Annotated in this window: 18 protein-coding genes and 1 tRNA gene; 12 read left to right on the plus strand and 7 right to left on the minus strand. The window is 40.4% G+C overall.

Annotation, left to right across the window (positions count from 1 at the left end; genetic code table 11):
- Positions 1 to 112 precede the first annotated feature (112 nt).
- Positions 113 to 307 (minus strand): hypothetical protein, encoded by a 195-nt coding sequence (locus tag KKB09_05000; GenBank protein MBU4300548.1) that lies wholly within the window; start codon positions 305 to 307, stop codon positions 113 to 115.
- A 969-nt stretch (positions 308 to 1,276) separates the two neighbouring features.
- Here KKB09_05000 and gatC point away from each other — a divergent pair.
- The gene (gene gatC / locus KKB09_05005) at positions 1,277 to 1,555 is read left to right on the plus strand and encodes an Asp-tRNA(Asn)/Glu-tRNA(Gln) amidotransferase subunit GatC (GenBank protein MBU4300549.1); all 279 of its coding nucleotides are present in this window, start codon (positions 1,277 to 1,279) and stop codon (positions 1,553 to 1,555) included.
- Here the strand turns inward: gatC and KKB09_05010 are convergent.
- Both KKB09_05010 and KKB09_05015 read right to left on the minus strand, forming a co-directional pair.
- A complete protein-coding gene (locus KKB09_05010; protein MBU4300550.1) occupies positions 1,548 to 1,922 on the minus strand; it encodes a hypothetical protein in 375 nt (124 codons plus the stop codon). The genes gatC and KKB09_05010 overlap by 8 nt on opposite strands.
- 12 nt (positions 1,923 to 1,934) lie before the next feature.
- On the minus strand, positions 1,935 to 2,357 hold the full coding sequence (locus KKB09_05015) for a hypothetical protein (GenBank protein MBU4300551.1): 423 nt from the start codon (positions 2,355 to 2,357) through the stop codon (positions 1,935 to 1,937).
- Positions 2,358 to 2,484: 127 nt separating this feature from the next.
- Here KKB09_05015 and KKB09_05020 point away from each other — a divergent pair, with 127 nt between their 5' ends.
- The 8 genes from KKB09_05020 to KKB09_05055 all read left to right on the plus strand — a co-directional run bounded on the left by KKB09_05020 (position 2,485) and on the right by KKB09_05055 (position 9,097).
- Positions 2,485 to 2,757 carry a hypothetical protein gene (locus KKB09_05020; protein ID MBU4300552.1) on the plus strand — a complete coding sequence of 91 codons (273 nt, stop codon included), beginning with the start codon at positions 2,485 to 2,487 and terminating at the stop codon, positions 2,755 to 2,757.
- Positions 2,758 to 2,798: 41 nt separating this feature from the next.
- Positions 2,799 to 3,037 (plus strand) — tRNA-OTHER (locus KKB09_05025).
- A gap of 23 nt (positions 3,038 to 3,060) precedes the next feature.
- Positions 3,061 to 3,642 (plus strand): methyltransferase, encoded by a 582-nt coding sequence (locus tag KKB09_05030; protein ID MBU4300553.1) that lies wholly within the window; start codon positions 3,061 to 3,063, stop codon positions 3,640 to 3,642.
- Positions 3,643 to 3,663: 21 nt separating this feature from the next.
- A complete protein-coding gene (locus KKB09_05035) occupies positions 3,664 to 5,934 on the plus strand; it encodes a hypothetical protein (protein MBU4300554.1) in 2,271 nt (756 codons plus the stop codon).
- Between the two features lie 50 nt (positions 5,935 to 5,984).
- On the plus strand, positions 5,985 to 7,748 hold the full coding sequence (locus tag KKB09_05040; protein ID MBU4300555.1) for a ribosome biogenesis/translation initiation ATPase RLI: 1,764 nt from the start codon (positions 5,985 to 5,987) through the stop codon (positions 7,746 to 7,748).
- A gap of 54 nt (positions 7,749 to 7,802) precedes the next feature.
- Complete coding sequence (locus KKB09_05045; GenBank protein MBU4300556.1) at positions 7,803 to 8,057, plus strand: hypothetical protein; 255 nt, start codon at positions 7,803 to 7,805, stop codon at positions 8,055 to 8,057.
- A 21-nt stretch (positions 8,058 to 8,078) separates the two neighbouring features.
- Positions 8,079 to 8,549, plus strand: coding sequence for a hypothetical protein (locus KKB09_05050; protein MBU4300557.1), 471 nt, complete (start codon positions 8,079 to 8,081; stop codon positions 8,547 to 8,549).
- A gap of 41 nt (positions 8,550 to 8,590) precedes the next feature.
- Positions 8,591 to 9,097, plus strand: a complete 507-nt coding sequence (locus KKB09_05055) for a hypothetical protein (protein ID MBU4300558.1) — start codon at positions 8,591 to 8,593, stop codon at positions 9,095 to 9,097.
- 478 nt (positions 9,098 to 9,575) lie between these two features.
- Here the strand turns inward: KKB09_05055 and KKB09_05060 are convergent, their stop codons facing one another.
- The gene (locus KKB09_05060; GenBank protein MBU4300559.1) at positions 9,576 to 11,570 is read right to left on the minus strand and encodes a fibronectin type III domain-containing protein; all 1,995 of its coding nucleotides are present in this window, start codon (positions 11,568 to 11,570) and stop codon (positions 9,576 to 9,578) included.
- 130 nt (positions 11,571 to 11,700) lie between these two features.
- On the opposite strand from KKB09_05060, the gene KKB09_05065 reads away from it, so the two are divergent.
- Positions 11,701 to 11,898, plus strand: a complete 198-nt coding sequence (locus KKB09_05065) for a hypothetical protein (protein MBU4300560.1) — start codon at positions 11,701 to 11,703, stop codon at positions 11,896 to 11,898.
- A gap of 264 nt (positions 11,899 to 12,162) precedes the next feature.
- A complete protein-coding gene (locus KKB09_05070; GenBank protein ID MBU4300561.1) occupies positions 12,163 to 12,489 on the plus strand; it encodes a hypothetical protein in 327 nt (108 codons plus the stop codon).
- Here the strand turns inward: KKB09_05070 and KKB09_05075 are convergent.
- From KKB09_05075 to KKB09_05085, 3 genes are read right to left on the minus strand one after another with little or no spacing between them, the layout of a single operon-like run.
- Entirely contained in the window at positions 12,486 to 13,133 is a 648-nt protein-coding gene (locus tag KKB09_05075; protein ID MBU4300562.1) for a hypothetical protein, read from the minus strand. The genes KKB09_05070 and KKB09_05075 overlap by 4 nt on opposite strands.
- A 52-nt stretch (positions 13,134 to 13,185) precedes the next feature.
- Positions 13,186 to 13,617 (minus strand): hypothetical protein, encoded by a 432-nt coding sequence (locus KKB09_05080; protein ID MBU4300563.1) that lies wholly within the window; start codon positions 13,615 to 13,617, stop codon positions 13,186 to 13,188.
- A gap of 31 nt (positions 13,618 to 13,648) precedes the next feature.
- On the minus strand, positions 13,649 to 14,197 hold the full coding sequence (locus KKB09_05085; GenBank protein MBU4300564.1) for a CBS domain-containing protein: 549 nt from the start codon (positions 14,195 to 14,197) through the stop codon (positions 13,649 to 13,651).
- 93 nt (positions 14,198 to 14,290) lie between these two features.
- Here KKB09_05085 and metK point away from each other — a divergent pair, with 93 nt between their 5' ends.
- Positions 14,291 to 16,822 carry a methionine adenosyltransferase gene (gene metK, locus KKB09_05090; GenBank protein ID MBU4300565.1) on the plus strand — a complete coding sequence of 844 codons (2,532 nt, stop codon included), beginning with the start codon at positions 14,291 to 14,293 and terminating at the stop codon, positions 16,820 to 16,822.
- Positions 16,823 to 16,988 lie beyond the last annotated feature (166 nt).

The raw sequence follows: 16,988 nt of genomic DNA on the forward strand, positions 1-16,988 counted from the left end.
ATCGAATTCAGGCGCAGTAATGCCTGTAAATGACCTGAAAGAATTCGTTTTTTTATACAGTTTTTCATAGGTTATCATGTTATCTCCCCTGAGATAACATGGTTTTTGGAGTTTATGTGGTTAATTGCGCAAGAGGTTTATTTCTCTTAACTGCTTCTGAACCTCCCTTCTGAAAGTCCTGAAAACGTTTGTTGTCATTCTGTTTTTCAAACGGATCTCTCTCCTTTGACTTTGTAAGAACGAGAGGATCCATATCATCCTTTCGTTTCCAGGGTTTCTCCGTTTGCACTTTGATAGTCTTACCCATCAGCAATCACCGATTCCATTAATCGCGCGATTTATGCGTTCCAGACTTTCCCGTTCTTCGGTCTTCTTCTTTTTGTCTTGCCCAGTATTAACTGGGGCTTTGAAGTTTACCATATTTACACCTATCAGCAACGCCTGAGCTCACACTGCGCTGCCGTTTATATTCCATCCCCTCAAAAAAAAGTACTGGTACCGCCAGATACCATCACCATCTTTGAGGCTGTGTGAGAGTAATTTCGAAAGACAAATCATTCTAGAATTACTGAAGTTTTGCGTTTTTTGGGCAGTTGAGCTCAAATATCAATTCACAAAAACTGAAATTTGAGTGTGAATTTTAAAAAACGCAAAACTTGAATAGAATTAGATAAACACCTCTATGTGTAGTGTCTTGATTGTCTTTCATCGGCTTTTTTATCATCACAAATAAAATTACATTCGCGATGCTTCAATATGATTGCGTCTAACAGACGTGAATCAATTGAAGAAAAAAAAGCGCGTAAAAAATTTTAATTTATTTGTAAAAAACATGAAATCACCATATATAAAAAATAATAGTTACTTACACGTGACACATCACTAATCCACTAAGAAGAAATGTACGTAAATCTTTATATAGTTTATCGACATCTGCCGTAAAAATCAAAAAACAATCAATGCTACGGAGATTACGCTCAAATAAGCACGGGCACTGATTTCAGCACTTCAAAAGGAGATTTTTATAAAAATCAGGAACATATGCTATCACTGTGGCTGATACGCTACAATAGAGAATGCCCGCGTGACTTTAGAAACGACGGACAAATAAAAGATTTAGATGGCGTGTGTCTTTCAGATATAACGGCACACCAAAAACAATGCGCAATTATCGCGGGCTCTATAGATTTCGACAGCCTACAAGAAGGATTAAAGGAAAGTATATGCGGAATCATGTATTTTCGGCTTTTAAACTTTCGCGCGCAAAAATAATAGCATGCCAGAAAACATCATTGACAAAGTCGCAAAAGTCGCGCGCCTCTCTCTAACCGATGCCGAAAAGGCAAAGTTCGAACGTGATATGAACGACATTCTTAAGGCGTTCGGTTCCCTCGACCGCGCGAAAACAGACGGCGTAGAGCCTGCTTTCCAGCCGATAGAGACAAAGAACGCATTGCGCGACGACGTAGTTGAAGAATGCTTAAGCCAGGAAGACGCGCTTTCAAACACTGTGCATAAGGAAAACGGATTTTTTAAGGGACCTCGCGTTATTTAGAATCTTTTTTAATATTTTTTCCTACACTCAGCCCTGCCACATAGTGCTTGAGCTGAAATTCAAGGGTTTCATCGCTGCTTGCAATGTCCTCGAATGAAGAAATTTCCTTGTATATCTGCTGCAAGGCATCCTTTGCACCAATTTTTGTTTCAATAATTCGCTCATAATGATTTTCGGGCGCATTGACAAGAACGCTTATGCTGTTTTTTGACGCATACGCGAATTCAAACGTCTTCTTTCCAGGTATGCCTATTACATCAACCTGAAAGCTGCCATTTACAGCATCTTGCTCGCTAAAGGCTAAAGTAGGCCTTACATTTATCGCTCCTTTGATTTCTTTGACATATTTTAGATTTTCTTCAGACATATTAAAACCTCATTAAAAATAACTTTCAAAACCCGGAACTTTCGGTTTTTCTTCCGCAGGTTCTTTTGGCATAACAACTTTGGAAACTTCATAAAGGCATTCAGAAATACGCGGTTTGCGCGTTTCGTTTATTTTTTGCAGTTTCGTTATGTCAAAATCAGCAGGATATAGTACTGTCAGTAAAAAGGCTGCGCCTATTTTTTCTGTCAGTTGTTCAAATTTTAAGTCATTGTAGAAACTTAATATTTTCGAATCCACTTTTGTATCCCCTTCATTACTCTTAAAAAAAGTTTCGGAGTAAGCAGCCACTTCATCGGCTCGCTTGGCAGTAATTTCACTGTCGGATGCAACGCGAAGGCCATTATGCAAAGATACAACTGCATGCATAGGAATGTACTCATCAAGTGTTTTTACAAGCATCTTTTCATCAACCATAAAATCATTAATTACTATTGTATAGTTACTTTAAAAGCTTTTATTATGGATGAAATGTCATTAAAAGACACGTATTAAGCCTTTAAGCTTCCCGCGCGAATAAATATGCTTACAAGAGAGGATGCTCATGTCATTCATCGTCAAACCTTGCGCAGGCGGAACTGTTTTTGTAATTAATTTTGATAATCTGCGCAAACTAGATTTTCAAGGCATTATTGAGAAAACAAAAGGCTCGCGCTTTAAATTATCAGTAGAAACGCCGGAAGTCCTGCTTCTGAAATCAGGCGATATCGGCATCACACTATTTAAAAGCGGCAAGATAATGGCAAAAAACGTGAAGTCGCACGAGGAAGCTGAGAAAATAGCAGAAGAATTCGGAAAGGTCATCGGCGCGAATTAGGCGATTTCTATTTAAATACATCTACAAAGAATTATTGCAGTGGGCATGTAGCTCAGCTTGGATAGAGCACTGTTGCGGCCGCATAATCGGCCGGCGCTTAGGGCGATTTGCACCTTGGTATGCAAAGCTTGAAAATCATTATGATTTTCAAGACTGCATTTTCGATGCAGTCACCTGTCATTACGTCGGCTTAAATGCAGCTGCGGTGTAGGCCTTCTAAGCCAGGGGTCGGGGGTTCAATGGAATTCTAAAATATTCCGAACTTATCCCTCCATGCTCGCTAATAATTCTCGGAAAATCGATATGCTTGAACTTTACGGCCTTAAAATCAACGTCTTTGAAAACGTCTATGAGCCCGCAGAAGACACATTTCTTCTGATTTCCGCGCTCCAAAATTCGGATTTGAAAAACAAAACGGTCCTGGAAATCGGCACCGGAAGCGGAATTATTGCGCTATTTGCCGCGCGATTCGCAAAATCTGTCCTTGCAGTTGACATAAATCCGAAAGCAATAAACTGCGCAAAAGAGAACGTGAAAATAAATGGCATAAAAAACGTCGAATTTCGCGAAAGCAATTTGTTCTCAAATATAAATGAAAAGTTTGACATCATCATCTTCAATCCGCCGTATCTGCCTGATGAGCAAATAACGCAGGACATCGCACTTGACGGCGGGCATGACGGAAGAAAAGTGATTGAAAGATTCCTGGAAGATGCGCCAAAATTCCTGAATGCGCGCGGCAAAATATTTCTTCTTGAATCCTCGATTTCGCATTATGAAAAAACGCTGCAGCATTTTGAAAAAATCGGCTTTAATGCAATAATAATTGCACGAGAGAAATTTGACTGGGAAGAGCTTGTTGTAATGAAAGCAACGCATATATAAAGGCGCGCACAATAATCTGATATGAAATGGCTTGCAATCGGCTTTTTAATCTTCATCTCTTCTGTCATGGCGTTCGCAATTCCAGACACCGCATCTTCTATATGGTTTGAAGGAAACACATCACAGCATTATGCTCCAAGCTGCTTTAATGTAAACTGGAGCGCAGTTTCAAATGAAGATATATCGAATTACACGGTGTTTGTAGTAAATTCCCTGAACGGCAAAACAATACTAAAATCGACAAACACAAGCGCTACAGGATTTATTTTTTCAGGGGCTAATGGAATGAAATATCAATTTAAAATCGCCGCGATTAACACCACCGGAAAGCAAGGCCCAAATGCTACGTCCGATTGGATGTTCGTAGATGCTCTTGCTCCGAAAGTATATTTTTACTCCACGTCCCCTGCAAACGGCGCATATATGAAAATAAAAAAAATATGGATAACTATCAACGTAAGCGGCTCAAACAGCAACACACTCATAAATGAAGGCTCTGAATCTTCGATAATTGCGGGCTCAATAGCCCATAAAGTTAAAGTTGATATGGTTTCCGATGCATCTACGGCATACATAACTATGGATAGCGGCACTTCAGAAAGAGTAATTGCCGGAAACAGGTATATTATTAACGGAATGTTGGTATATATAAACAGCATTTCATATGGAAGCGGAACGAACAAAGTCGGAATAAGCATTGCAGAATCAGGGCTGAATCTCATACTTAATTGGAATGGCGCAAACGAAACCAACACATTCACATATTACGGAACATACTGGGATGTTTCAAAAATTCTGATGGATGAGCGGCTGTATACCTATTATGTATGGGCGAATGATTCTGTCGGAAACATAAATATCAGCGAAAAAAGAACCATAAGATATAATCCAAGCTATCAACAAATATCCCTTTTATCGCCAGCAAATAAAACATATGACGCGCTTCAAATACCCCTAGAGTATGGTTATTTCGACACAGGCACATATTTGTGCTGGTATGAGTACAACAAAAAGAATGTAACGCTTACAAACTGCGGAAATTCGAATTTTTCGGCAATACGAAATGCTGCGTCAAAATTAACGCTCTGGATAAGAACCTCTTCAGGCAATTTAATATCTCAAAGCACAACATTCACCACGGCAATTCCTCCGGCAATTTTCTCGCACACGCCCGAAAATAATTCAATGCTGACACCCCCGTCTCTTAGCGGAAACAATGTTCTGCATATCGGCGTAAGAACCGACATAATTTCACAATGCGGCTTTTCCACAGAAAAAGGCACTGATTTTGATTCGATGGATTTGTTCAAAACCACAAATTCAACCATACATAACACAACGATGAACATAACTGATTCAAGAGAATACAGGATATTTGTGCGCTGTAAAGACATGTTAGGAAATGCAAATTTAGAGGATTATTATCTCAAATACACGACATTGAATGGATCAAACAAGCTTTTGATAGATCCTGAAGAAAAAATAGCTAAAAATGGATACTTCCGTGTGGAAGTTTTAAGTGATAGAACAAAAACGTTCAACGTCCCGATAAAAAACATTGCATCATCGACAATAGTAAAACCCGAAATAATACTAACTGGAACCGGAGCAGATTACATGATTGCAAAGCTTCGCTCAGACACTATTCCTGCAGGTTCTGAAGGCACGCTTGAAGTTACAATAACTCCAAATGACCTCGGCATATTTGATTCCAAAATAAACATAACAAAAGGCGAATCAAGTGCTGTATTGACTATTTCAATAACCGTCTATAAGGTATTCAGTAATGACCTAAACGACTTGAAAGAAAAAAGAATTGCACTTGCTGCGCGCCTTGATGCATTGAAGAAAAAGAACGCTGATGTTGACGATTTAATATCAAGTACAGAAACATTGCTATCTGATGTGAATGACGGCATATCTTTGTACAACAACGGAAAGTATAGCACTGCAAAAGAAAAAGTAGACACTTTAAGAACAGAGCTTGAAAACATCGAAGAAAAAACCATTGAAATGGAAGAAAACCAAAAATCCAAAGATTTATCAAATGATGACTTCTTACAAACAATAGAAAACAGTTCAAGTAAAATTAAAAAAGCGCAAAACATAAACATGCAAAACGAAAGCATCAATGGTGCCGACGACCCGGGCAATATATGGATTGCGATCGGAGTAATTTTTTTAGCAATTATTATCATCATAGTTGCGACATCCATACTGCCTAATGATTATGGGAAGAAAAATGATGCTGAAGAAGATGACGATCAAGAGCTATACCTCAAAGATAAATAAAAGACACGCGACAAATTCTTTTTAAATAGTTAATTATCCATTTATGGAATATGCGAAAACGCATAGCAGTCATCGACCGCGAAAAATGCAAACCGGATAAATGCGACAAACCATGCATAAGGTTTTGCCCGCGCGTCCGTACCGGCGATGAGACTGTATTCGAGAAGAGCGGCAAGGTTTACATAGCTGAAGAACTATGTGTCGGGTGCGGAATCTGTGTAAAAAAATGCCCGAAAAATGCAATAACCATCATAAATCTGGAGCATGAACTGGACGAGCCGATTCATCAGTACGGCAAAAACGCCTTTCGGCTTTATGGCCTACCGATTCCTGAAAAAGGAAAAGTAGTGGGACTTCTTGGAGCAAACGGAATAGGAAAAACAACTGCTCTGCAGATTCTTTCCGGAAACCTTAAACCCAATCTTGGAAAGTTCGACCTGAAAAACGGCGCAGAATGGGATGATATAATCGGCCGCTTCAAGGGCAGCACGCTCATGAAATACCTGAAAGACCTGCGCGACGGAAAAATAAAAGCAGTTTACAAGCCGCAGCAGGTGGACAAAATTCCGCATGCTATAAAAGGGAAAGTCACGGACGTAATAAAGGACGAGCGCGGAATTTTCACGGAGCTTGCAAAAAAGCTTGAAATAGATTCGATTCTTTCGCGAAATGTGTCTGAACTTTCAGGCGGCGAGCTGCAAAGAGTTGCAATTGCAGCAGCGCTGTGCAAAGAAGCGGATTTCTATTATTTCGACGAGCCATCATCATTTCTTGACGTAAGGCATAGAATAATTGTTGCTAGAGCGATAAGGGAAATTGCGCAAACCAAGTCAATCATAGTTGTCGAGCACGACCTTGCGACTCTTGACATTCTGGCGGACGCCATACATCTCGTCTTCGGGCATGCAGGAGTTTACGGCGTAATTTCCGCGCCATATCATTCACTGCGCGGCATAAACGCTTATCTTGACGGATTCATAAAAGAGGAGAACATACGCTTCAGGCAGGAGGCACTTGATTTTAAGGCAGGGAGCCAGATATTCAAAGGAAACTACAGTGTTGTGGAATATCCTGAGTTCATAAAAAAATTCAAGGACTCAGAATTCTCGCTAAAAGTCGATTCGGGTTCGCTTATGGCGGGCGAAATCGTCGGCGTCTTTGGGGCAAACGCGCTTGGAAAAACAACATTCGCAAAAATTCTTGCCGGAGAAATAAAGCCTGACAATACTGATTTCAAAGAAGCGGTCAGGATTGCTTACAAACCGCAATATCTTAAAAGCGATTTTGTCGGAAGCGTGAACGAACTTCTTTCACAAAGCGTCAAAAATTATCTTTCCCAGGAATTCAAAATGGAAATATTGCGGCCGCTTGAGCTTGAAGGCCTGCTTGAGAACTGCGTCGCAAGCCTTTCGGGAGGGGAGCTTCAAAGGGTTGCAATTGCAATATGCCTTGGCCAAAGCGTTGATTTTTACCTGCTTGACGAGCCGTCGGCATATCTTGATGTTGAGCAAAGAGTGCTATTTTCAAAAATGATGCGCAAATTTATCGAATCGAACCAGAAAACCGCCATGATAATCGACCATGACATGCTTTTATTGCACTATATATCAGATCGCTCAATAGTGTTCTTTGGAAAGCCTGCTTCAGAAGGCCATGCAAAAGAGCCGAAAGCCCTGAAGGAAGGCATGAATGAGTTCTTAAAAGACCTAAACATAACATTCCGGCGGGAAATGGACACGGGGCGGCCAAGAGCCAACAAGCCGGAATCGCAAAAAGACGCAAAACAAAAAGAAAAAGGCGTTTATTACGAGTGAATTCTAAAAGTATATATATACCATTCAACAATATATTTACCAAAGGTATTTTCTATGGTGGAGATAACTGGTAAATCAAAGTATGAAACAGAAGACTATATGCTAACGATGCTTATGATGACTATTGTTTCAATAGTCATTATTGCAAGCCTTTTTGTGGGTGCGGCAATTCGATTTAACAACCTTTCAATATTTGTTGTGTCGGTATTTTTTCAAATGCTCACTTTAGGCGCAGTGCTGCTGAATGCCATGTTTTTGGTAAAAATTGAACAAAAATACAATGGCAAGATCATCAAGAAATTGAAATGATCGACCATATTCGGTGAGTCGATGAAAAATAAGGGCGCTGCTGCAATAATTGCAACGATTTTGTTGGTGATGATGGCAATTACGGCAGCAGGCATGGCATACACTTGGACTATGAATATGCAAAGAGAGATACAAAAAAGCACAGAAGATAAATATGCCAGTGATGCTGCAAAAGCAGATGCGAAAATGACAATCCCATCAATGTGGAACAATGCGGGAATGATTGACTTCATATTACAAAACACGGGAACATACACATTCGAGTTAACAAAATTTACAATATATTCAGACGGCATGCCGGTAACCGGTGCAATAACATACAGCATTGGCGCCATACTTAAACCAGGCGATATAACTACCGTAAGCTTGACAACAATAACATTTCCAATATATCCGGCAACACCATCACGGACCATAAAAGTCGTTGCTGATACAGGCACAAGCTATACATACCGATGCGAAATAACATCGGCCTCACAATCATACTGCTAATAAAATTTCAAGCAGACATACTAAAAAATTAGGTGGATAAAATGACAGTAAATACAGCTAAAAAAGGAATAACAGCGGTGGTTGCCATAGTCTTGCTGCTCATGATGACAGTTGCAGCAGCGGGATTAGCTTATATGTGGATAAGCCAGATGCAGACGGGTGCCCAAGCACAAGGAACTGAACAGCTTGGAAAAATTACGCAAACCACTCAGACAGCATATTCAATAGAGACAGTAAATTACCAATCAGCAACATCTATGTCATATATTATAAGAAATACAGGTACTCTGCCTATTGACTTAATCACGGCCACAAACAGAGTAGTTTATCTGAATGGTAGAGTTATAACCCCAACAGTAACTCTTGCCCCTAACGCAGTACTTCAACCAAAGAACGTAGCAACAGTAACAATAACCGGTTTAGCCGCAGGTACGATGGCTGTTGGTTCAACAAATACTATAAAAATAGTGAATGACAATGGTGCTAATGTTCAAGCTACATGCACCACAGTTGTCGCAACCGCAGGCAGCGCATGCCAAGGATATTAATTAATCAAAAATCGGCTTTATAAATTCGAACCTTCTATAAAATACCTATAAAGCCGAGTTCTATTTTTTAACTAGATTCACTGAAAGGGTAACTCAATGCGTCGTCTTGAAGATAATATATGCACATCCAATTGTTCGTATGAACACAGTAATGATTGTTTTATGGACTATATTTAAGCCATAAGAGACCATATATTGTATTGAGTATGAGTACAGCGAAGGATTTGTTGTAGTGATAGCTCCCTATTTTGAGAGACGTGTCGTATGATATTGGGTTGCGTCGCGATGATCATATCCATTTGTGTGCTACTGTATTTGTAGAATTGATACATATTATAGCCAAAATTCTTCGCGGAAGATAGACCGTTATCCATATTTGGAAATTTCGCGGATAAAAAGAGGCAAGCACAAATAGATGCGCTATAACCCATCATCCCACTAATCTATTGTAATGGCAAGCACTATTTGATATTCGCCCTTAAACGCCTGGATTGTCGGGAGTAGTTGGCGGCGCATCAGCCAAAGCATCCTTATCATCATTATCAGGCATATAAGACGTTGCAATGATTATCACTACAATAACAAGAATTATTACAATGACGATAACACTGAGGCTTATACCGCCGCCCGAATCAGAATCGCCTTTATCAGAGTCACTTATGCTGCCAAGCAAGGAATTAGATTCATCAGCTTTTCGTTGAGCACTCATAATGTCTGCATTCAAAAGATTAAAAGAGTCATTTAATTGCAAGAATTTTTCACGGGCTTCAGCCGGGTTTTCAGAAGAATATATCGAATAAATATCGGATATATCTGATTTCATGCGCTCCAATTCGACATTATACTTAGTCACATCAACTCCTTTTAGACTTAAATTTTGAATCTGCGATGATATGTTGGGTATAGCTAAATCAACTGCATCAAACTCCGGATAGAAATCATAATATGTCGTTACCTCCACCAAAAAAGTAGAAGAATATGTACTAAGGCTCAAAGTGATATTTGTTTTTAACACGCCAGAAACGCTCGGAAATGCATATATTGTAAGATAAGACGCTTCAGAATTCGATATCATCACAGGCGCTTTCGCCTGAATACTCATCGCAACATCATCTGGAACTTTCGCAGTAACTCCATATACATTATAAAGTGCTCTTGTTTTAAGAGGTACTTTAACAACTGTCGGCTTGTCCTTTATTGTTTTTATATGGAGTACATTATTCTTTAAAACGGTACTATTAGGATCTATGATTACCAAACCGTTGGAATCAGCAGTAGAAAACTGCAACAAATAGTCGTCCGTATTGATAGCATTATCGAGGCTTTTACATCGAATATAAAACAAGTACGTGGTTTTATCAGAAAGCGAAACTGTTGTATTATGCGTATTATTTTCTGCAGCGATAAAATAATTAGCCATAGACTCAAAACTTGTATTCGGAGTTGTTGAATATCTACAATTTGCTTGTTTATCTGTTTTTATGCTTATCACATCATTAAATTTTCCGCTTAGCAATGGCGCAACCAGCATTTTATTATTTTCAGGCACTGTTGAGATAATTTTTGGCGCTGAAGGAGTATTGGCTGTAAAAACAGCAGATGCTGAATTCATATTGCCTGCTGCATCACTCACCCAGATCGTAATTGTTGTTTTATTATTGTATATTGGAAGAAATGTGATATTCTCGCAACCAAATATTGTAGTGTTTATGGAGTTGTACTCATACGAACATGTAATGGGAGCTGCATCGCTGGCAACATAGTCCAACGATATTGATACCGAATCATAAACAGCATCTTGTACAGGCGAAATAATGGATAGTGACGGTTTGGTAATATCGTAGATTATGGAACGAACATCACCTTTGATGAAGTTTGTCGCAGAATTATTTGCCCAAACATAATAAGTATATTTTCCAGGCGTGGGCATTTCAAAAGTATACATCCAAAGTATTCCTGAAGCATGGCGGTATATATTATCGGCGCCATTCCAATTGATTATCGTCGTATCAATATAGCTATCCAAAACATTACCACTTATTGTGGTCCAGTTTTCTTTTGTATATGCATTATTTTCCGGCGTTGGCGGTGCATAGTTAATCAGCGGGCGTGAGGTGTGTACGAAAACCCAATCAGATATTGTTCCAAGACCTTCTTCATTGATTGTATTTACCGCAGTAACCTTGAAAGTATAATTTCCGCCAGAAGATCCTGAAAAGAGAAATGTTGTTGGCGTCGTGTTCGAACCAACAAGAATTGGGTTTCCGCCTGAAGCATAATTCAAATAAATATTGTAGCGCAAAATCTCTTCATTTGTAACCGGATCCCAGTTCACGGTGAAAACGCCATTATTGTCAAAAGGCGGATTTTCATTTCCTGTGAACCAAACCAATGGAGGTGCATCTGGAAGGGCGGATACAAAAGGAACAACAAGCAATAAAGAAAACAAGGCAATGAAAAAAAGCTTTCTCATACCATTATTTTGAACAAGTCTTTATTTATAGTTTACTCGAGTATACGAATACCTACCAATGCATGCACTCAGACCGATTGCTTGCTTTTCTTGCCCAAAAGCTTAAATCATTCCTCTTTCAAATAGTGCTATGGCACTCCTAATGGACAAAATCATGGATGAAAAATACGAACTCAGGAAAAAAAGTCTCGACCAGAAAAAAGCCGAAACCTTAAAAGGCAAACCTGAAAACAAAAGCGACGCCGAATGGAATGAATACATCAGAAAAAAAGCAATTGAGGATATGCGAAAAGCCGGCGCGAAACTCGCATCCGCAAGCAAGAACTAGGTAATTCGTATCATGCCACTCCGTCATGGAAATTCTTCGAGAATTTCGATATGCTCGAAAGCCTAGAGCGAAGCGAAAGGATTTCCAAGTTTTTGAACCCAACGAATTTTGTGAATGGCTTAAAATGGCAAGCTTTTTGAGCAAAGCTCAAAAAACTAGAGCAAGCAAAGATTGTGAAAGGATTTTAAGCGAAGCTCAAAAGCTTCGAGTTTGCAACAGCAAACGAGATGATTTTAACCCAAATCAAATGGAGAATGATTAAAAATGGATATCAAAGCAGGTGAAGCGCTTCACAGATTTGTTGTTTTCCAGACAGAAGACGGAAAACAGATAAAAGTAGTCTCAAAACGCCTGAAAGATAAACGAATAGCGGCAGAATTAGTAATAGTAACAGAAGCCGGCCAGGATATCCATAAATTCGTAGATTCTGCAAACAATTCCGAAACATTTGATGCGAATCATTTTGATGAAGTGCTGAACAACCTCAAGAAAATAGAGAACGGCCAGTTCAAGAAAGTTGCCCAGAAAAAATTTCTCGGAATGTGGAACTTTACTGATGCGCGCGAAATACCTGTTGAAGACTTAATTTAGCCCCGAATCTCAACAATTTTGATTCCCTTGACAGCTGTTTTGACAGCTTCTTTATAATCCCACGCGCTCTCGATTTCTAAAATGTCGCGCAAATCAGCAGAAGTAGAAGGCTTTTCAGGAGTGATTGTGCAGCAGACCGCAGGCTGTATTGAAAGCGCGAATGTGCCTATATCCTTTGCGATTTTTTCAATCTCTATCTTATCAAGCCCAAGAAGCGGCCGAAGCACAGGAAGCCGTATTGTCTCTGTTGTCACCTGCATATTCGAAAGAGTCTGGCTCGCTTTCTGCCCCATAGCCTCGCCGGTTATCACGCCTTTGGCACATTCCATTATTGCGATTCTTTCCGCTATGCGCAGCATCATCCGCCTGCAGAAAACGCAGGTCATTTTGCGCGGCGTGTTCTTAAGTATCGCTATCTGGGTTTCGCCGTTTGGGACAAGATACACTTTAAGAGGTTTTTTTGAAAAAGATGCGATTCGGGCAATCACATCAAGCGCGCGCTTCTTCGTAGTTTCACCCGAAAAAGAAGAATTGTCACAGTATACAGGAATAATTTCTACGCCTTCGCGCTGCACAAGATACGCTGCAACAACGCTATCAATGCCTCCAGATATAAGTGCAATGGCTTTTGCAGTTTTTTTCATAAATATGTATTAAATTAGAAATTTATATCGTTGAATAACGGCTTTAGCCACATTATTTTTTTTCGGAGGCATCATTTTTACTTTTAAAAAGCATTGAAAAGAGGCTCTCTGCCTGGCCGCCTTCGGTGCAAACGTTTTCATAGGCATAAAACTCGCCGTCTTCACACAAAACATAGTTTACGTTATCAGGTGTGATGTACATATAGCCCATATTCGGGGGATTGCATACCTCCACAGTATTTTGAATAAATGTAAATGATCCGTTTATCCGGCTTTCAAGAAAAGCTGCGGCATCATCTCTTGATAATATGAGCGTACCTTCTGATGAAACAAGAACAGGCTTCTGCACACAATTATTCAGAACATCCGGACTGTTTGATTGAAATATGCTGTATGTTGTGCTGATCACTGCAAAAAATGCCGCAACACCTACTGAAACAAGTATAATTTTTATTATCCGATTATCCATTTGCCCAAGTTTCATATATTTCTTTGGGCGAAAAAGAATATATACTTCAATAGTCTGAAAGAACTTTAAGCAAATCAGCTTTTGTTATAAGCCCTTTGAGCAATCCTCCTTTTTTTATCAACACAAGCGGATAAGACTTAAGAAGGTATGCAACGACCGAAATTTTAGCGCTTTCGGAAAGTATCGGCGGCGGCTCAATCATCAAATCCCACGCGCTAAGATGCTCCATATCACTTAAATCCTTATTGAGTATGCTGCTTTCAGTTATGATTCCAAGCACATTGTCGCCTTCAAGAACCGGCACCTGCGAAATGGTGTGCTTGTTCATAAGTTCTATTACTTTACGCGCAGCCATGCGCTTGTCAACAGAAATTATCTTCCGAACCATTATTTCTTTGGCATCAAGTTCCTTTTCTTTTTCAAAAGAGCTTACAAACGCCTCGATTTTCTGAACGCTGGACCAGCTTGGATCCATTCTGCCGGCCTCTATTTTTGCTATCATGCTTTGAGAGACTCCGGATTTATTCGCAAACTGCTTTTGTGTAAGACCGATGCGCTTTCGTATCTCGCCTATTTTTGTTATATCAAAGACCATCAGATAAATTATCTGCAAAAGCATATATTCCTATCGGAATAAAAAAGTCAGAAAGATATTTATAATGCGGGGCCAAATAAAAAACAGGTTCTTATGCCAGAAAATAAAACAGGAAATTCTCAAAAAACTAAGCAGCTGTTTACTTCAGAATCAGTAACTGAAGGTCATCCGGACAAAATTGCAGATAAAGTGTCTGACGCAATTCTTGATGCGATTCTTGAAAAAGATCCAAACGGGCGTGTCGCCTGCGAAACCCTGACTTCAACAGGGCTCGTTGTTGTGGCTGGCGAAGTCACTACAAACTGCTATGTCGATATACAGAAAGTCATACGGGAAACGCTTAAAGAAATAGGGTACACCAATCCCGAATACGGCCTTGATTACCAGGACTGCGCGGTTCTGACGGCAATACATGAGCAGAGCCAGAATATTGCGGTCGGCGTCGATTCGAGCCAAAGCCATGAACAGGGCGCTGGCGACCAGGGATTAATGTTCGGGTTTGCATGCAACGAAACACCGGAATTGATGCCGCTTCCAATATCGCTTGCCCACGGGCTTACAAGGCGCCTTGCGGAAGTGAGGAAAAAAAGCATACTCACTTGGGTCCGGCCTGACGGAAAATCGCAGGTCACCGTAGAATATGAAAACGGAAAGCCAAAAAGGGTGGATACAGTAGTTATCGCAGTGCACCACGACCCGAAAGTCGCGCAGGACGAGCTAAAGCGCGAGATCATAGAAAAAGTGATAAAGCCGGTCTGCGAAAAATACCTGGATGAAAAGACAAAATATTTCATAAATGCAACAGGAATCTTCGTTGTCGGCGGGCCTGAAGCGGATACCGGAGTCACGGGGAGAAAAATAATTGTTGACACTTACGGCGGAATGGGAAGGCATGGAGGAGGCGCATTTTGTGTTGCCGGAGACGCTATGGTAAACACACAAGATGGACTTGCTCCGATTGCAGACCTTAAGAGCATTAATGGCAAGCTCGTTAAAACAGATATTTCTCCCACACCTGCGGATGCTTGGTATTATAACGGAGAATTACCAACATTAAAAATCCGTACTGCCGACGGTTACGAATTTGAAGGAACATACAACCAGTGCATAAGAGTGGTAAATGATAGCGGAAGCTATATATGGAGAAGATTAGACGAATTAAAGCCAACCGATTATATAGCAATCCAGCGCAAGAACCGTTTATTTGGAACTAAATATAATGCCGGCGATTTCCATTTTGAACATAAGCCCGGTACATATCGAAAAAACAGTTTTTCTTTCCCAAAAGAGCTTACAGAAGATTACGCATATCTTCTCGGCCTTTTGGTCGGGGATGGCAATTGTAATTTCAAAGATGGCATCTCTATCTGCGTGTGTGAAGAAGAAATGAAAAGCAATGTCCAAAATCTCTACTCGCGGCTCTTTGGAAAACAAGGGAAGATATTCGGCCATTGGGCATTCTTTGGAGGGCTTGAACTTCGCGCTTATTTAGAGCATTTAGGGTTGTTGGGAAAATGCCGCTCATGGGAAAAGCGCGTTCCAAAAGCCGTTTTTAGTACTCCGAAAAATGTTGCTGCAGCATTCTTACGGGGACTATTTGATACCGACGGAACAATACGCAGAACCGGCAGATATTTGAATTCGCCGGATATCAAATTAACATCAACTTCGCACGGATTAATTAATGATGTGCAAATCTTGCTATTGAATTTTGGCATAATAACCCGCATCCAAACAGTTGATACAATAGGCAAGAGCGCGTTTATCAAAGGACGAAAAATTACGTCTAAGCGGCTTCTTTATCACCTCAGAATCAAAGGCGCTGAAAGTGCCCGCGTCTTTAGACAGGAAATTGGTTTTGGATTATCCCGTAAAGCCAAAATACTTAATGGCATTGATTTAGAAAGGAAGCGCGACAACACTCTTGTTCCGGCGCAGCGAGAACGCATTAAGCGCCTATGGAACCGCCTTCCATCTGCTGTAAAACAGCGCGATGCTTCCAATATAGGCCGGCTTGCACGTAGCCCTACAGGAAAAGCAACTAAAGAGCTAACATACGAAAAACTGCGGGAATTTTTGGATACGTACGCCAATTATTTCGAAGGAGAACTAGATTTCGAATACCTTAGGACACTTTACATCATGAATGGTTATTATACTCGCGCAGTCAGTATCCAACAATCAAAAACAAAAGTCTACGACCTTACGGTGCCCGGAGCCCACACATTCACTGCCAACGGCTTTATTTGCCATAATTCCGGTAAAGACCCGTCAAAAGTCGACAGGTCCGGGGCATACATGGCGCGCTACGTAGCAAAAAACATAGTCGCGGCAGGGCTTGCGGATAAATGCGAAGTTCAGCTTGCTTACTCAATAGGCGTTGCAGAGCCTGTTTCGGTTCTTGTGGATACGTTTAGAACCGGCAAAATTGCAGAAGAAAAAATATCCGAGCTGGTGCGCAAGCATTTCAGCATGAAGCCTGCTGCAATAATCAGCCATCTGAATCTGAAGCGCCCGATATACAAAAAAACAGCAGCATACGGCCATTTCGGAAGGAATGATCCTGATTTCACCTGGGAGAAGACGGATAAGGCAGATGCTTTGAGAAAGGATGCCGGGATTTAGGCATTAAGTGAATTTAAATACGGTGTTGTATTATCCCGAATTAATTTCCACCCCATTATAGAATACATGAAAAAGCTGAATAACGAGAAGATTCGTTGGATCATAAGGCAGAAAGACAAACGTGCCATAAAAAACGCAGATATTTCATTTTCGCAGAAAGTAACTG

It is taken from the genome of Nanoarchaeota archaeon (genome assembly GCA_018897155.1).
GTDB lineage: Archaea > EX4484-52 > EX4484-52 > EX4484-52 > LFW-46 > LFW-46.

What these genes read in the sequence shown, in the direction of transcription:
- KKB09_05070 (MBU4300561.1), top strand. Translation starts at nt 12,163, where the DNA reads ATGGATATCAAAGCAGGTGAAGCGCTTCACAGATTTGTTGTTTTCCAG.
- KKB09_05060 (MBU4300559.1), bottom strand. Translation starts at nt 11,570, where the DNA reads ATGAGAAAGCTTTTTTTCATTGCCTTGTTTTCTTTATTGCTTGTTGTT.
- KKB09_05050 (MBU4300557.1), top strand. Translation starts at nt 8,079, where the DNA reads ATGAAAAATAAGGGCGCTGCTGCAATAATTGCAACGATTTTGTTGGTG.
- KKB09_05085 (MBU4300564.1), bottom strand. Translation starts at nt 14,197, where the DNA reads ATGGTCTTTGATATAACAAAAATAGGCGAGATACGAAAGCGCATCGGT.
- KKB09_05000 (MBU4300548.1), bottom strand. Translation starts at nt 307, where the DNA reads ATGGGTAAGACTATCAAAGTGCAAACGGAGAAACCCTGGAAACGAAAG.
- KKB09_05020 (MBU4300552.1), top strand. Translation starts at nt 2,485, where the DNA reads ATGTCATTCATCGTCAAACCTTGCGCAGGCGGAACTGTTTTTGTAATT.
- KKB09_05080 (MBU4300563.1), bottom strand. Translation starts at nt 13,617, where the DNA reads ATGAAACTTGGGCAAATGGATAATCGGATAATAAAAATTATACTTGTT.
- KKB09_05040 (MBU4300555.1), top strand. Translation starts at nt 5,985, where the DNA reads ATGCGAAAACGCATAGCAGTCATCGACCGCGAAAAATGCAAACCGGAT.
- KKB09_05055 (MBU4300558.1), top strand. Translation starts at nt 8,591, where the DNA reads ATGACAGTAAATACAGCTAAAAAAGGAATAACAGCGGTGGTTGCCATA.
- metK (MBU4300565.1), top strand. Translation starts at nt 14,291, where the DNA reads ATGCCAGAAAATAAAACAGGAAATTCTCAAAAAACTAAGCAGCTGTTT.
- KKB09_05035 (MBU4300554.1), top strand. Translation starts at nt 3,664, where the DNA reads ATGAAATGGCTTGCAATCGGCTTTTTAATCTTCATCTCTTCTGTCATG.
- KKB09_05075 (MBU4300562.1), bottom strand. Translation starts at nt 13,133, where the DNA reads ATGAAAAAAACTGCAAAAGCCATTGCACTTATATCTGGAGGCATTGAT.
- gatC (MBU4300549.1), top strand. Translation starts at nt 1,277, where the DNA reads ATGCCAGAAAACATCATTGACAAAGTCGCAAAAGTCGCGCGCCTCTCT.
- KKB09_05045 (MBU4300556.1), top strand. Translation starts at nt 7,803, where the DNA reads ATGGTGGAGATAACTGGTAAATCAAAGTATGAAACAGAAGACTATATG.
- KKB09_05010 (MBU4300550.1), bottom strand. Translation starts at nt 1,922, where the DNA reads ATGTCTGAAGAAAATCTAAAATATGTCAAAGAAATCAAAGGAGCGATA.
- KKB09_05030 (MBU4300553.1), top strand. Translation starts at nt 3,061, where the DNA reads ATGCTTGAACTTTACGGCCTTAAAATCAACGTCTTTGAAAACGTCTAT.
- KKB09_05065 (MBU4300560.1), top strand. Translation starts at nt 11,701, where the DNA reads ATGGCACTCCTAATGGACAAAATCATGGATGAAAAATACGAACTCAGG.
- KKB09_05015 (MBU4300551.1), bottom strand. Translation starts at nt 2,357, where the DNA reads ATGGTTGATGAAAAGATGCTTGTAAAAACACTTGATGAGTACATTCCT.